Raw genomic sequence first — 14,364 nt, 5'->3', positions numbered from 1 at the left:
ATACATAGAAAAACCATCTCTATAAACGAGATGGTTTTTTATTTGGTATAATTTTTAAAATTTATTTTTTAATAAAAATATTAGTGTAAAACTTTTGTCCTACTTCATTTTCTCTAATTGAGATTCCAAAATGAGTATAATCACCATCTAAATTAGCTTTATGGCTTTCGCTTTTTAGCCAAGCTTTCATAGCAGATTTAGGAGAACTATAATTAAACGCAACGTTCTCTCCTACTTTTAAAGCACCTAAAGCCGTGTGAAGGTTTGATTGTCTTTCAGCAAAATTATCATGACCAATAATGTTTGTTTGGACCATATATTCAGTATGTTGCGAAGACTTGTACGAAATGTGGTTAATTTTCTCTAAAACAGTAAGACCTAGAGAATCTCTATATTTATTAATTAGATTTAAAGTTTCATCTTCAGACTCATTATAATCATAAAACTCAACAACTTCAACAGATTCAATTGAAGCTTCTTCAGGTGTAGAACAAGATACTGTTGTGAATAAAACAATTGCTACAATTGTCATTACTCTAAAAAAATTTGTATTCATAGTAGGTTAAGATTTAATAAAATTTAAAAGGATAGGGCAAACTTTTAAACCTTGTTAATATTTAAATTTGTTTTGTTTTACTAAATTATAAAATATTAATTCTTAAAAAACTACCATTAAAACATATGCACCAAAACAGTAAAACCTTTACGGTAAAACCATATTATGGAGCCAATCTTTGAGTATTCCATGAAAAATTATCATTAAGCGTAAAAATAATTCTATCATGGAGTCGATTTGGTCGGCCTTGCCAGAATTCAACTGAAATGGGTTTAACTAAAAAACCACCCCAATTTTTTGGTCTTGGTATTTCTTTTCCTTCAAAAGAATTTTCGAGTTCTTTTAATTTGTTCTCTAAAAATTGTCTGTTTGGAATTACATTACTCTGTGGAGAAACTATTGCTCCTAGTTTACTTCCGTCTGGTCTTGAGTCAAAGTAATTATCTGAAATTACGTCTGGAGTTTTTTCAGCAATTCCTTTTATGATAACTTGACGTTCTGCAGCTGGCCAAAAAAAAGATAAACATACATTTGGGTTTTGTAATACTGCTTTTCCTTTTTCTGAATCATAATTGGTATAAAAAATAAAACCTTCTTCGTTAAATTTTTTAAGAAGCACTACTCTACTTTTAGGAAAACCATCTAAACCAATTGTGGAAACTGTCATAGCATTGACTTCACTGGCAGAATCCATTGCTTCTACTTCGTGAAACCATTTGTGAAATAAATTAATTGGATCTTCTGGAATTGAAGTTTCTAACAATTCACTTTTTTCGTATGATTTTCTATAGTCTCCTAAATCTTTCATGATTTACCTTTATATGATTTGACAAATTTACGAAGAATAAACTTTACAAGTATGCCTAACAAAAGTTAAATAGCCCTGATGGGAATGGCATCCTCCCAACTTGCTTGGGAGATAGAATGGACAGCAGGAAAATGGTAGCTAGATAAAGCCCAAGCGATTCGCTCCTACTTAAAATTCAAAACTTTTTCCGTCATCTGCTAAATGGATATTTTTAAAAATAGTTTGTGCTTCTTCTTTGAATAATTCAATATTACCGTATCGTGTAGAATAATGTCCCATGATTAGATTTTTTACATTAGCTTTTTGAGCAATTTCGGCTGCTTGTTTAGCTGTTGTATGCATGGTTTTTTCAGCCAAATGAGCTTCTGTTTCTAGAAACGTACTTTCGTGATACAACACATCTACATCTTTGATTATAGGTAAAATATCTTCGTTATAAACTGTATCGCTACAAAAAGCATAACTCTTTTCGTAATCTGGATCAAAGGAAAGTTCAGCATTTGGAATGGTTCTTCCATCTTCTAAAGTCACATCACCACCAAATTGTATTTTTTGGTAATAACAAGTATCAATGTTGTAACTTTCTACAGCTTCGATATTAAGTTTTCTCTTGACATTTTTTTCCTTAAACAGATAACCATTGGTGTAAACTCTATGTTTTAAAGGAATTGTTTTGACTTGGACTTTTTCATCTTCAAAAACAATTTCACTTTCTGTAGCACTTAATTCATGAAAATATAAGTTATAACCTGTGTATGAATTGGAAATTTTTAGTTGTAATAATATGATTTCTTTAATACCAACTGGCCCATAAACATGTAAATCGTTTTCTCTGTTTAATAAGGTGAAAGTAGAAATCAAACCAATTAAACCATAAAAATGGTCACCATGTAAATGAGAAATGAAGATGTGATTTATTCGTGAAAATTTAATTTTTTGCTTGCGTAACTGCACTTGCGTTCCTTCTCCACAATCAATTAAAAAATGTTGGTTTTTTAATTCTAAAACTTGTGATGTTGGATTGGTAAAGGTTCTTGGTGTTGCAGCGTAACAGCCTAAAATATGGATTTTCAATTTATGTTTAATGATAAGTTATTTATAAAAATAGCGATTAAAAGCCTAAGTCACGCTCAATTTCTTCCATTTCTATGATATCATGAGCTTCTAATATAGAAGGAACAACCAATAAATAATCTGGAATTTCATTAAAATCTATGTTTTCAGCTACAAAAACCATAGTTTTCTTTTCTTTTTTATGTTTCTTGGCTAAATCTTTAGCTTCTTTTAAATCTTTTATATTTAAATTTTCATCTTTAGAAATATCTAAAATTAAATTTTGTTCTTTAAAAGAATTGAATTGTTCTGAAAGCTTTAAAATAAAATTAGAAAAATTTCCTTGAGTATCTTTTATTATTGTAGTGTGACCTTTTTGTTCTACTTTCATCTTAAAATTAGAATTTAGAAATTCCTGAATTAATATATATTATTGCTTAATCTTACTTGCCAAAAGATAAATCACAGCCATTCGAACTGCTACTCCATTTTCAACTTGGTTTAAAATTACCGAATGATTTGAATCTGCTACATCTGAAGTGATTTCTACTCCTCTATTAATTGGTCCAGGATGCATAATCACAATTTCTTTGTTTAGCGAATCTAATAATTCTTTATCCAAACCATATTGTTGGGCATATTCACGAGTAGAAGGAAAATAATTCACATCTAAACGTTCGTTTTGAACTCGAAGCATATTAGCAACATCGCACCATTCAAGTGCTTTTCTTAAATTAGGTTCTACTTTTACTCCTAATGAATCAATATATTTTGGAATTAATGTATTAGGACCACAAACTTTTACTTCTGCTCCTTGCATTTGTAAAGCATATATATTTGATAGAGCAACTCTTGAATGCAAAATATCACCCACAATCACAACTTTTTTGCCTGCAACATCACCTAATTTTTCTCTTATCGTAAAACTATCCAATAAAGCTTGAGTAGGATGTTCGTGCGCACCATCACCAGCATTTACAATACTTGCTTTCACATTATTAGCCAAGAAATGAGCTGCTCCAGGATTACTGTGTCGCATAACAACCAAATCTACTTTCATAGAAAGAATATTGTTGACTGTATCAATAAGAGTTTCACCTTTTTTGACTGAAGATTGAGCTGTAGAAAAACTAATCACGTCAGCAGAAAGTCTTTTTTGAGCTAATTCGAAAGATAATTTGGTTCTTGTACTGTTTTCAAAAAAGATATTTGCAATAGTTATATCTCGTAAAGAAGGTACTTTTTTGATGGGACGATTAATGACTTCTTTGAAATGATCTGCCGTTTCAAAAATTAAATCAATATCGTTTTTATTGATGTATTTTATGCCTAGTAAATGATTTACTGATAGTTCTTTCATTTAATTAGTTTATTGTTTGTTGTTAATTGTTTGTAGTTTAAAGTCTTAATACTCTTATCTTAATACTAGTTCTTCCTTTCCAAATAAACAGCATCTTCACCATCATTCTCTTGCCATCTTACTAAAACCTTTTCATTGTTAATAGCATCCACTTGTCTACCTCTATAATCAGGTTGTATTGGTAAATGACGACTAAAACGTCTGTCAATTAAAGTTAAAAGTTCTATTTCTGAAGGTCTTCCAAAAGATTGAATTGCTGTTAAAGCCGAGCGAATACTTCTTCCTGTATAAAGCACATCGTCAATGAAAACGATTTTTTTATCTTCAACAATAAAATCAATTTCTGTTCTATTGGCTTCTAATGGTTTTTCACCTCTTCTAAAATCATCTCTAAAAAAAGTAATGTCTAAAAACCCCACTTTTAAATCTTTAATTTGATAGTCTTCTTTTAAAATTGAAGCTAGTCTATTGGCTAAAAAAGTTCCTCTTGGCTGAATTCCAATGAGAATAGTATTTGAAAAATCGAGATGGTTTTCAATTAACTGACAAGCCAAACGATGCAGTATGATATTGACTTCCTTTGCAGTGAGCAATATTTTTTGACTCATAATGTAGTGTTGTGTTTGGTTGGTAAAAATACATAAAAATATTTAGTTTAAAAGTTTAGAAGTTTAAAACTTTATAAGTTCTACCTAAATATCTTCTAATCTTCAAATCTTTCAATCCAATTATAAAAATCTATAAAAATTCTTTCTATTTTTGTGCCATGGGAAAAAGACGTACAGAAAAAATAGTTTTCGAAAATATAGAAGTCCTTGATGCTGGTGCCAAAGGAGTTTCGGTTGCAAAAGCACCAGATGGAAAGGTAATTTTTTTACCAAATGTTGTGCCTGGTGATGTGGTTGATGTGCAAACCATGAAGAAAAGAAAAGCTTACTACGAAGGAAAGGCTACAACTATTCATACATATTCTGAACACAGAACAGAACCAGTTTGTCAACACTTTGGTGTTTGTGGTGGTTGCAAGTGGCAGAATATGAAATATAGCCAACAACTTTTCTATAAAAATCAAGAAGTTTATAATAATTTAAAGCGTATAGGTAAAATTGAATTACCTGAATTTGAACCCATTCTAGGTTCTGAAAAACAGTTTTTCTACAGAAACAAAATGGAATTTGGATTTTCAGATTCACGTTGGATGACAAATGAAGAAATAGCTTCTGGAGTTGAATATGACAATAAAAATGCTTTAGGATTTCATATTCCGAGAATGTGGGACAAAATTTTAGATATTGAAAAATGTCATTTGCAAGAAGATCCTTCAAATGCCATTCGTAATGAAGTTAGAAGTTTTGCCAATGCAAACAACATGACTTTCTTTAACCCAAGAAATCATGAAGGTTTATTGCGAACTTTAATGATTAGAACAGCATCAACAGGAGAAATCATGGTATTGATTCAGTTTTTTGAAGATGATAAAGCTAACCGTGATTTAATGATGAATCATTTAGCTGAAACTTTTCCGGAAATTACTTCTTTATTATATGTAATTAACAGCAAACCAAATGATACTATTTACGATCAAGATATTCAATTATTTAAAGGTCGTGAATATATTTTAGAAGAAATGGAAGGATTGCATTTTAGTATTAATGCAAAATCTTTCTATCAAACAAATTCTGACCAAGCCTATGAATTGTATAAAATTACAAGAGATTTTGCTGGTTTAACAGGAAATGAATTGGTTTATGATTTATATACTGGAACTGGAACAATTGCTCAATTTGTATCAAAAAAGGCTAAAAAAGTAATTGGTGTAGAAGCTGTTCCTGAAGCAATTTTAGATGCAAAAGCAAATGCTGAACGCAATACTATAACCAATTGTGAGTTCTTTGTTGGAGATATGAAAAATGTCTTCAATGATGATTTTATTGCTCAACATGGTCAACCTGAAGTAATTATAACTGATCCACCAAGAGACGGAATGCACAAAGATGTTGTGGCTCAAATTCTAAAAATTGCTCCCGAAAAAGTAGTTTACGTAAGTTGTAACAGCGCTACACAAGCAAGAGATTTAGCTTTGATGGACGAACAATACAAAGTTACTCGTGTTAGACCAGTAGACATGTTTCCACAAACACATCATGTGGAAAATGTGGTGCTTTTAGAAAAACGTTAAATAATATTGTTTCAGGTTTTAAAATTACTAACATTGTGTTTTAATTTTCGGCTTTTAACTGAATATAACTATGAAAAAATATATAATCACATCATTGTTAATTGTTTTAGCAGTTTCTTTTTGGAATTGTGAGAAAGATGACATTTGTGCCCAAGAAACACCTACAACAGCTAGAATTATTGTTGAGTTTTATGATGCTGCTAATCCAACAGAATTAAAAAACGTAACAAATCTCGGAATTGCAGAACCTACTTTTGAAACTGGTTATGCTTTTAACGCTGTGAGTTCGATAACAGTTCCATTAAGGACAAATCAAGATACTACTACTTTAAATTTTGTTTTAAATGGAAGTGATGAAGATGCAACTAATGATATTTCTGATATAATTACATTAAATTATAGTAGAATTGAAACTTACATTTCCAGAGCTTGTGGATATAAAACAACCTTTATACTAAATGAAACCGATGGAATTGTAATTCAAAACAATAATTGGATTTCGAGTTTTGAAATTATTCAACCTAATGTAGAAAACGAAAATGAAACACATGTCAAAATATATTTTTAGCCTAGTTTGCCTGTGTTTTTCTCTTCAAGGATTTTCACAAGTAAAAGACACTATTAAACAAAAAGAACGCTATGGTGTTCGTGTTGGTGTTGATTTACACAGATTATCAAAATCTTTTTATGATAAAAACTATCAAGGATTAGAATTTGTAGGTGATTATAGACTTTCTCAGAGGTTTTATTTAGCTGGAGAATTGGGTAATGAAGACAAAACTGTTGACGATGACCGCTTTAATTTCACTACAAAAGGAACCTATTTTAAAGTGGGTTTTGATTACAACTCTTACCAGAATTGGCTAGATATGGAAAATATGATTTATGTTGGAATGCGATATGGTGTAAGCTCTTTTAATCACACTTTAAACACCTATTCTATTTATGACCCAACAAATTATTATGGTTTAACAACTTTAGATTCTGGAGAAAAATTTGACGGTTTAAATGCAAGTTGGATTGAAGTCGTAGCTGGTATAAAAGCAGAAGTCTTCAGTAATTTATACGTTGGTTTTTCAGTTCGATTAAATTATTTAGTATCCAATAAAAAACCAGATAACTTCGATAATTTATACATTCCTGGATTTAACAGAACGTATGATGGAAAATTCGGAACTGGTTTGAATTATACGGTTAGTTATATGATTCCATTGTATAAAAAAAATAAAGAATAGTTAACATTAACGTGCCTTTTATATTAAGACAAAATTAAGTTTGTTTTTTTTTATTTTGTTAAGAAAAAAAGTAATTTTATTGAAATATCAACATGCACAATGAATTACTTAAAAAATATTAATGTTTACAGAAGGCGATTTACAAAATTCATCACAAATCTTATCGTAAACAAAAAAATATTAAACGGTAATTTAAAAAAAATTGAAGATTTTTCAAAAATTAGAAAAATACTAATCATTAGACCTAATCACAGATTAGGAAACACATTATTATTTACACCAGTGATACAAGAAATAACTGAAAATTTTCCAAATGCTAAAATTGATTTATTTGTAAAAGGAGAAGTGTCAAAAATAGTTTTTCAAAATTACAAAGAGGTTGAAAATTTTATTGTTCTACCTAAAAACCATTTTAAAAAGCTATTCAACTATTTAAAAAGTTGGTTTTCATTACTTACCAAAAATTATGATTTGGTTATAAATATTGCAGCAAATTCTTCATCTGGAAAATTGGCTACTAAATATGCGAAAGCTACTTACAAGTTGTATGGAAATGAATTTAATAATACAATTCAATTTACTGAATCCCAAAAACATTTTGCAAAATTACCAGTTTATACTCTAAGAAATTATCTTTTTAATTCTAATCATGAAATATATAACAAACCTATCCATGAATTATGTTTACGTTTAAATAAAGAAGAATTAGAAAAAGGTAAAAAAACTTTAAACGAAATAATTTTAAATGACAAACCAACTATTACCATTTTTACATATGCCACTGGTGACAAATGCTATTGTAAAGAATGGTGGCATGAAATGTATTCTAAATTAATTAAAAATTTTCCTAATTATAATATTATTGAAATCCTACCCTTTGAAAAGGTTTCTCAAATAAATTTTGAAGCTCCTACATTTTTTAGCAAAGATATTAGAGAAATAGCTGCGTTAATATCTAACGCTGAAATTTTTATTGGTGCAGATAGTGGAATGATGCACCTTGCTTCATGTACAAAAACAGCGGTAGTCGGTCTATTTTCTACAACACCTTTAGAAAAATACGGACCGTTTGGAAAAAACAAGTTAGGCATCAATACTAATAAGATTTCAATTGATCGTAATATTGAAATAATCAAAGAAATTTTAAACTTTCAAACTATTTAATTTCTCTCAAATCTTTAAAAAAAATCCATTTCATAAATAACTTTTCACCTTCATTTGTTTTAACTGCTTGAAATTTAGGTGCCAATAACGTTGAAATCACAAAACTTGTAGCTGCAATCCAAAGTCCTTGCAAAACTCCAAAAGTCATTACAAGAAAATAAGAGATGATATAGAAAAATGTAAAACCTAAAAGGTTGAATATAAATGCTTTTGTTTTTTTACTCATTTTAAAGGTTTATTGTTTGTTGTTAATAGTATATTGTTTTCTGAAAATCTAAAAAATCAATTCATTTAATCTTTTAATTTTTCTGTTGGCTATAGCCGAACTGTTATTCATTCACTTGGAATTTTGTTCTCTTGCTTCCAGCGTACATTTCGTATTTTACTAATCTTGCTTCTAACTTTCCATTGAATAACTTAATTTTTCTTGATGGTCTTAAACCTACAAATTTCAATGCTTCTAAATTAGCTGTGATAAACCAAGCATTTGTATTTGCATAATTATTCTTCAAAGTATCACCTATTTCTCTATAAAAACGCTCCATTTCAATATTCAAACGCTCTCCATAAGGTGGATTGAAAACCATGTGTAATGGTCCTTCGGTTTGTTTTTCTGTTTCAAAGAAGTTGGCTTCTCTAATTTTTACGAACTCATCTAAATTAGCATTTTTGATGTTATCTTTTGCTTTAATTACAGCACTTGGAGCTTTATCATAACCCGTAATAGTGTAATGAAAATCACGCGTTTTCTTCAATAATGATTCCAAAATTTTATCGAACAATTCACTATCCCAATCGCTCCATTTTTCAAAAGCAAATTCTTTTCTGTTGATATTCGCTGGAATATTACAAGCAATCATAGCAGCTTCAGCTAAAATTGTTCCACTCCCACACATTGGGTCAATGAAATGAGAAGTTCCATCCCAACCAGATAATAACAACATTCCTGCAGCTAAAACTTCATTGATTGGTGCAATGTTTGTCGCTGTTTTATAACCTCTTCTGTGTAAAGATTCACCAGAAGTATCTAAAGAAACCGTAACCAAATCTCTATCAATATGTACATGAATTTTCACATCTGGAAAATCTTTATCAATATCTGGTCGTGTTCCTGTTTTTTCTCTAAACTGATCTACAATAGCATCTTTTGATTTCAAAGCCACAAACTGACTGTGATTAAAATGATCGGAATGTAAAGTGGTTTCAATCACAAAAGTTTGGTGTTGAGTCAAATACTTACTCCAATCAATTCGTTGAATTCCGTCATATAATGATTTATCGTTGAAAGCTTTGAATTCGTGAATGGGTTTTAAGATTTTTAAAGCTGTTCTTAAAGCTAAATTGGCTTTATACATAAACCCTTTATCACCATAAAAAGTCACGACACGAGTTCCTGTTTTTACTTTTTGAGCACCTAGTTGCGTTAATTCTTTTTCTAACAGTTCTTCAAAACCAAATAAGGTTTTGGCTACCATTTTAAAATTATCTTCCATCGATAAAAATTCCAATTATTAAATTTCAAATCCCAAATAAATCATAAATCATAAACATCAAACTTAAATTTGGAATAAGTTCAGCAAAAATACACTAATTTTGCCACTTGAAAGAAATGAAATCAGAATAAATGTCAGAAATCAACAATCAACAATCAGCAATCAGCAATCAACAATCATCTAGTTGGTTTGCTTCATGGTTTGATACGAAGTATTATCACATTTTATATAAAGATAGAGATTACAAGGAAGCACAAACTTTCATGGATAATCTTACCCATTATTTAAACTTACCTGAAGAAGCAAAAATATTGGATTTGGCTTGTGGAAAAGGTCGTCATTCTGTGTATTTGAATTCTTTAGGCTTTGATGTAACTGGTGCAGATTTATCGGAAAATAGCATAAAAGAAGCTTCTAAACATGAAAATGAGAAATTACATTTCAAAGTGCACGATATGCGTGATGTTTGTGATTCAAAATATGATGCTATTTTTAATTTGTTTACCAGTTTTGGTTATTTTGAAGATGATGCGGATAATTTAACAACACTAAAAGCAATAAAATATAGTTTAACTGAATATGGCTTTGCATGTATCGACTTCATGAATGTTGATTATGTAATTGATAATTTAGTTCCAGAAGAAGTAAAAACGGTGGAAAACATTGATTTTCATATCAAAAGGTACTTAAAAGATAATTACATTTTTAAAGAAATTGATTTTGAAGATAATGGTGAAAAATTCCATTTTACCGAAAAAGTACAAGCTTTACGATTAGCCGATTTCGAAAAAATGATGGAAGAAGCTGATATTTATTTGTTAGATATCTTTGGAAATTACAAATTGCAACCTTTCTACAAAAATCAGTCTGAACGTTTAATTATGATTTTTAAGTAATGAATTATTCGATTTACATTTATCCTTTACTATCAGTTATCTTAGGTTATTTGATTGCGTTTTTTTTACAACCCAAAAACAAGAAAAATCTAAAATTACTTTTGGCTTTTAGTGGTGCTTTTTTGTTATCACTGACCGTAATGCATTTATTGCCTGAAGTTTATGCAGCTGAAGCTCTTTTGCACGAAGGTCATAATCACGTTCATGAAGGACATTCACATGGTACAAGTACAATCGGACTTTTTATCATGATAGGAATCGTATTTCAAATCATTTTAGAATATTTTTCAAAAGGTGCAGAACATGGTCATGTTCATGGTCATGTTCATGGTCATGACAAAATGAATACTATTCCTTGGTTGTTGTTTTTTAGTTTGTGTTTACATGCTTTGTTAGAAGGAATGCCAATAAGTCAAAACAACGAATTAGCTTACGGAATTGCCATTCACCACTTCCCTATTGCCATTATTTTGACCTTATTTTTCATGAATGCTGAATTGAATAAAAAAGCCATACTATTTTTCATGTTGATTTTTGCTTTCATGACTCCATTAGGAACTTATGTTTCTTCAAATTTAAGTTTCTTAACGCAATACTACACGCAAATTTCTGGAGTTGTAATTGGTATTTTATTCCATATTTCATCTACCATTATCTTTGAAAGTAGTGAAGGTCATAAGTTTAATTTAGCTAAACTAATTGCTATTATTTTAGGAATTGCTTTGGCTGTTTTTGTTTAGATTTTAACCTTGACCATTCACTATTAAATTTTGATATATTCTTTTAGATAAATTAATTTTCAAATTCCAATAACAAGAACCACCATCAGATGTGTCTAAAAGTACATTCTTCCAATTTGGAATAATATCAACATTACACATTGCATTAATATAGACACATTTTTCATTTTTTTCATTTAAATAAACAACATATTGCCTGTAGTATTTTTTTAAACTCTTCAAATTTTGTCTTTGTAAAAAATAAAATTCTTTATCATTTATTGCATTTTTAAGTATTTCGTCTATAACATAAAAATCTGATGTATTGAGAATTGTTAATTCATGTATATAATTAATATCTTTTTGAGAGTTTTTTTCAAACAAAGCCATTCTCTTATCTGAATATACTTCTGAACTTTTATTTGGAAGACAACTAAAAAACAAAAAGCTTATTATAACAACTTTAATAATGATCTTCATATTTTGAAATATTAAAAGTTAAATATAATAAAATTACTTTGTAACTTTGGTACTTTACAACTTTGTATCTAAAATCAATGAACTTTACCAAAACTACAGAACAAGCTTCCAAATATGATCATTTAGAAAAAATGGCTGTTTCGGAATTACTTTCCAATATCAATAATGAAGACAAAACAGTTCCTTTTGCTGTTGAAAAAGCCTTACCACAAATTGAAAAACTAGTTACTCAAATTGTAGCTAATATGAAAAAAGGTGGTCGTTTATTCTACATTGGAGCAGGAACTTCTGGAAGATTGGGAATTTTAGATGCTTCGGAATGTCCTCCAACTTTTGGTGTTCCTTTTGATATGGTAATTGGTTTAATAGCTGGTGGAGACACAGCAATTAGAAGAGCTGTTGAAAATGCAGAAGATGATACCGAACAAGCTTGGCACGATTTAAACGAATGCATGATTACAGACAAAGATGTTGTGGTTGGAATTGCAGCATCTGGAACAACTCCATATGTAATTGGTGGTTTAGAAAAATGCAACGAAAATAACATCACAACCGCTTGTATTACTTGTAATGAAGGAAGTCCACTAGCAAAAGTGGCAAAATATCCTATTGAAGTGGTTGTTGGACCAGAGTTTGTAACCGGAAGTAGCCGAATGAAAGCTGGAACCGCTCAAAAATTGGTTTTAAACATGATTTCCACGGCAACAATGATTCAGTTAGGAAAAGTGAAAGGCAACAAAATGGTTGATATGCAATTGAGCAATAACAAATTGGTTGACAGAGGTGTAAAAATGATTATGGTTGAAATTGATGTAGATCACAAATTAGCTTCTATTTTACTAAAAAAATATGGTAGTGTAAGAAGTGCTGTTGAAAATTATAAACCTTAAAAATCAATTACGAATTATCAATTACGAATTATCAATTTTCAATTAAAAATATGCCTACAAACAGAAAAATACTAGCTAAAGGAATAAAATACTTATCAGGTGCTTTGCCTTTGTTATTTATGGGACCAATAGTAATTAATAGTTCCTTTAAAAACCAAGATAGTCCTTATTATGAAATAGTGTTAGGAGTTGGAATATTACTATGTGGATTAGCCATCTTTTTCATGTTTAAAGGAGTCAATACAATTGTAAAAAGTTTATTCGATGGAGATAAATACATTTAATATCAATTAAAACCAATGAACAAATTAATCATGAAAATCAAGATTAAACCTATCACCTATTACCTATTAGCCATTACCTTTTTACTAACTTCGTGTTACAACCAAGAACGCAATTGCAAAGACTTCAAAACTGGTAAATTCAAATCGGAAATTGAAGTCGATGGCAAAAAATTAATCACAACGTTTGAACGCAATTATTCTATCCAAATTGAGACATTTAAAGGCATTACGGACACTTATGATGTACGTTGGACAAATGATTGTGAGTACATCATTAAAAACAGTAAACCCAAGAACATGGCTGAGAAAAAAGCAGTTCATGTAAAAATATTGACTACTTCAAAAAATTCTTATACATTTGAATACAATTATGTAGGAGAATCATTGAAGCAAAAAGGAATCGTTTACAAATTAGATTGAAAATAATAACCTAAACCCACAAACAAATGGAAGTTTTTTTAAATGCTGAGCCTGGATTGCTTTATTAACCCTAACTTTTTTAGAAATTATTCTTGGAATAGATAATATCATTTTTATTTCAATTGTAACGGGAAAATTACCCGAAGAAAATCGTAAAAAAGCCACAAGAATTGGTTTATTCTTGGCTATGTTTATGCGTATTGGTTTGCTGTTTGGTATAACTCTTCTAATTGCCATGAAAGCCCCATGGTTTAGCTTTGATTTTGGTTGGTTTTCAGCTCAAATAACAGGTCAAGCTATGATATTATTATTGGGTGGACTTTTCTTAATCTATAAGAGTACAAAAGAAATTCATGAAAAAGTAGACCACAAAGGTGAAGATGAAGAAGAATTAAAAATTTCTGCAGCCAAATCGTTTGGTAGTGTAATTGGTCAAATTTTATTAATTGACTTGATTTTCTCTGTAGATAGTATTTTAACAGCTGTTGGTATGACAAATGGACTCGAAGGTGCTTTAGTTATTATGATTACTGCTGTTGTAATTTCTGTTGGTGTAATGATGCTTTTTGCAGTTCCTGTTGGAAATTTTGTAAACAAAAATCCTTCTATTCAAATTTTAGGATTGGCTTTCTTAATTTTAATTGGCTTTATGCTAATTACAGAAAGTATGCACTTATCAAACGCTGAATTAGCTGGACAACACGTTGGTGCCGTTCCAAAAGGATATTTGTACTTTGCCATAGCTTTTTCATTAGCTGTTGAGTTTTTGAACATGAAAATGAGAAAGAAAAAACAATAAAAAAATCCCGCTTTCAGCGGGATTTTTT

Annotated in this window: 18 protein-coding genes and 1 pseudogene; 10 read left to right on the top strand and 9 right to left on the bottom strand. The window is 29.8% G+C overall.

Features of this window, described 5'->3' with window-relative positions; all coding sequences use genetic code 11:
- Positions 1-61 precede the first annotated feature (61 nt).
- From AABJ49_RS09740 to pyrR, 6 genes are all read right to left on the bottom strand, one after another.
- The gene (locus AABJ49_RS09740; protein ID WP_338378085.1) at positions 62-556 is read right to left on the bottom strand and encodes a CAP domain-containing protein; all 495 of its coding nucleotides are present in this window, start codon (positions 554-556) and stop codon (positions 62-64) included.
- A gap of 163 nt (positions 557-719) precedes the next feature.
- A complete protein-coding gene (pdxH, locus tag AABJ49_RS09735) occupies positions 720-1,364 on the bottom strand; it encodes a pyridoxamine 5'-phosphate oxidase (protein ID WP_338378084.1) in 645 nt (214 codons plus the stop codon).
- Between the two features lie 168 nt (positions 1,365-1,532).
- Positions 1,533-2,438, bottom strand: a complete 906-nt coding sequence (locus tag AABJ49_RS09730) for a ribonuclease Z (RefSeq protein WP_338378083.1) — start codon at positions 2,436-2,438, stop codon at positions 1,533-1,535.
- Positions 2,439-2,475: 37 nt separating this feature from the next.
- Complete coding sequence (locus AABJ49_RS09725; protein ID WP_338378082.1) at positions 2,476-2,808, bottom strand: ribonuclease Z; 333 nt, start codon at positions 2,806-2,808, stop codon at positions 2,476-2,478.
- Between the two features lie 39 nt (positions 2,809-2,847).
- On the bottom strand, positions 2,848-3,777 hold the full coding sequence (locus tag AABJ49_RS09720) for an aspartate carbamoyltransferase catalytic subunit (protein ID WP_338378081.1): 930 nt from the start codon (positions 3,775-3,777) through the stop codon (positions 2,848-2,850).
- Between the two features lie 65 nt (positions 3,778-3,842).
- Positions 3,843-4,385 (bottom strand): bifunctional pyr operon transcriptional regulator/uracil phosphoribosyltransferase PyrR, encoded by a 543-nt coding sequence (gene pyrR, locus AABJ49_RS09715; protein WP_338378080.1) that lies wholly within the window; start codon positions 4,383-4,385, stop codon positions 3,843-3,845.
- Positions 4,386-4,543: 158 nt separating this feature from the next.
- Between pyrR and rlmD the strand changes: the two genes are divergently transcribed.
- From rlmD to AABJ49_RS09695, 4 genes are all read left to right on the top strand, one after another.
- Positions 4,544-5,956: a 23S rRNA (uracil(1939)-C(5))-methyltransferase RlmD gene (gene rlmD / locus AABJ49_RS09710; protein WP_338378079.1), complete on the top strand. Its 1,413-nt coding sequence runs from the start codon at positions 4,544-4,546 to the stop codon at positions 5,954-5,956.
- A gap of 70 nt (positions 5,957-6,026) precedes the next feature.
- Complete coding sequence (locus tag AABJ49_RS09705; protein WP_338378078.1) at positions 6,027-6,524, top strand: DUF6452 family protein; 498 nt, start codon at positions 6,027-6,029, stop codon at positions 6,522-6,524.
- Positions 6,505-7,191: a DUF6048 family protein gene (locus AABJ49_RS09700; protein ID WP_338378077.1), complete on the top strand. Its 687-nt coding sequence runs from the start codon at positions 6,505-6,507 to the stop codon at positions 7,189-7,191. Before AABJ49_RS09705 ends, AABJ49_RS09700 begins: the two co-directional genes overlap by 20 nt.
- 99 nt (positions 7,192-7,290) lie before the next feature.
- Positions 7,291-8,355 (top strand): glycosyltransferase family 9 protein, encoded by a 1,065-nt coding sequence (locus tag AABJ49_RS09695; protein WP_338378076.1) that lies wholly within the window; start codon positions 7,291-7,293, stop codon positions 8,353-8,355.
- Here the strand turns inward: AABJ49_RS09695 and AABJ49_RS09690 are convergent.
- Together AABJ49_RS09690 and AABJ49_RS09685 are read right to left on the bottom strand one after the other, a co-directional pair.
- The gene (locus AABJ49_RS09690) at positions 8,348-8,581 is read right to left on the bottom strand and encodes a hypothetical protein (RefSeq protein WP_338378075.1); all 234 of its coding nucleotides are present in this window, start codon (positions 8,579-8,581) and stop codon (positions 8,348-8,350) included. The two genes, AABJ49_RS09695 and AABJ49_RS09690, sit on opposite strands and share 8 nt — an antisense overlap.
- A 103-nt stretch (positions 8,582-8,684) precedes the next feature.
- On the bottom strand, positions 8,685-9,848 hold the full coding sequence (locus AABJ49_RS09685; protein ID WP_338378074.1) for a THUMP domain-containing protein: 1,164 nt from the start codon (positions 9,846-9,848) through the stop codon (positions 8,685-8,687).
- 131 nt (positions 9,849-9,979) lie between these two features.
- Here AABJ49_RS09685 and AABJ49_RS09680 point away from each other — a divergent pair, with 131 nt between their 5' ends.
- Together AABJ49_RS09680 and AABJ49_RS09675 are read left to right on the top strand one after the other, a co-directional pair.
- Positions 9,980-10,744 carry a methyltransferase domain-containing protein gene (locus AABJ49_RS09680; RefSeq protein ID WP_338378073.1) on the top strand — a complete coding sequence of 255 codons (765 nt, stop codon included), beginning with the start codon at positions 9,980-9,982 and terminating at the stop codon, positions 10,742-10,744.
- Positions 10,744-11,484, top strand: a complete 741-nt coding sequence (locus tag AABJ49_RS09675) for a ZIP family metal transporter (protein ID WP_338378072.1) — start codon at positions 10,744-10,746, stop codon at positions 11,482-11,484. The genes AABJ49_RS09680 and AABJ49_RS09675 overlap by 1 nt, the downstream gene beginning before the upstream one ends.
- 3 nt (positions 11,485-11,487) lie before the next feature.
- Here the strand turns inward: AABJ49_RS09675 and AABJ49_RS09670 are convergent, their stop codons facing one another.
- Positions 11,488-11,943: a hypothetical protein gene (locus AABJ49_RS09670; protein ID WP_338378071.1), complete on the bottom strand. Its 456-nt coding sequence runs from the start codon at positions 11,941-11,943 to the stop codon at positions 11,488-11,490.
- A 77-nt stretch (positions 11,944-12,020) separates the two neighbouring features.
- Between AABJ49_RS09670 and murQ the strand changes: the two genes are divergently transcribed.
- From murQ to AABJ49_RS09650, 4 genes and pseudogenes are all read left to right on the top strand, one after another.
- Positions 12,021-12,833, top strand: a complete 813-nt coding sequence (gene murQ, locus AABJ49_RS09665) for an N-acetylmuramic acid 6-phosphate etherase (RefSeq protein WP_338378070.1) — start codon at positions 12,021-12,023, stop codon at positions 12,831-12,833.
- A gap of 50 nt (positions 12,834-12,883) precedes the next feature.
- Positions 12,884-13,117 (top strand): DUF6095 family protein, encoded by a 234-nt coding sequence (locus AABJ49_RS09660; RefSeq protein WP_338378069.1) that lies wholly within the window; start codon positions 12,884-12,886, stop codon positions 13,115-13,117.
- 30 nt (positions 13,118-13,147) lie between these two features.
- Positions 13,148-13,537, top strand: coding sequence for a DNA topoisomerase IV (locus AABJ49_RS09655; RefSeq protein ID WP_338378068.1), 390 nt, complete (start codon positions 13,148-13,150; stop codon positions 13,535-13,537).
- A 26-nt stretch (positions 13,538-13,563) separates the two neighbouring features.
- Positions 13,564-14,336 (top strand): annotated as a pseudogene (locus AABJ49_RS09650) (TerC family protein).
- Positions 14,337-14,364: the final 28 nt, after the last annotated feature.

The sequence above is a fragment of the uncultured Flavobacterium sp. genome, from assembly GCF_963922255.1.
Classification (GTDB): domain Bacteria; phylum Bacteroidota; class Bacteroidia; order Flavobacteriales; family Flavobacteriaceae; genus Flavobacterium.
Note: the sequence above shows the minus strand (reverse complement) of the source record. Positions and strands in the feature narration are given on the sequence as shown.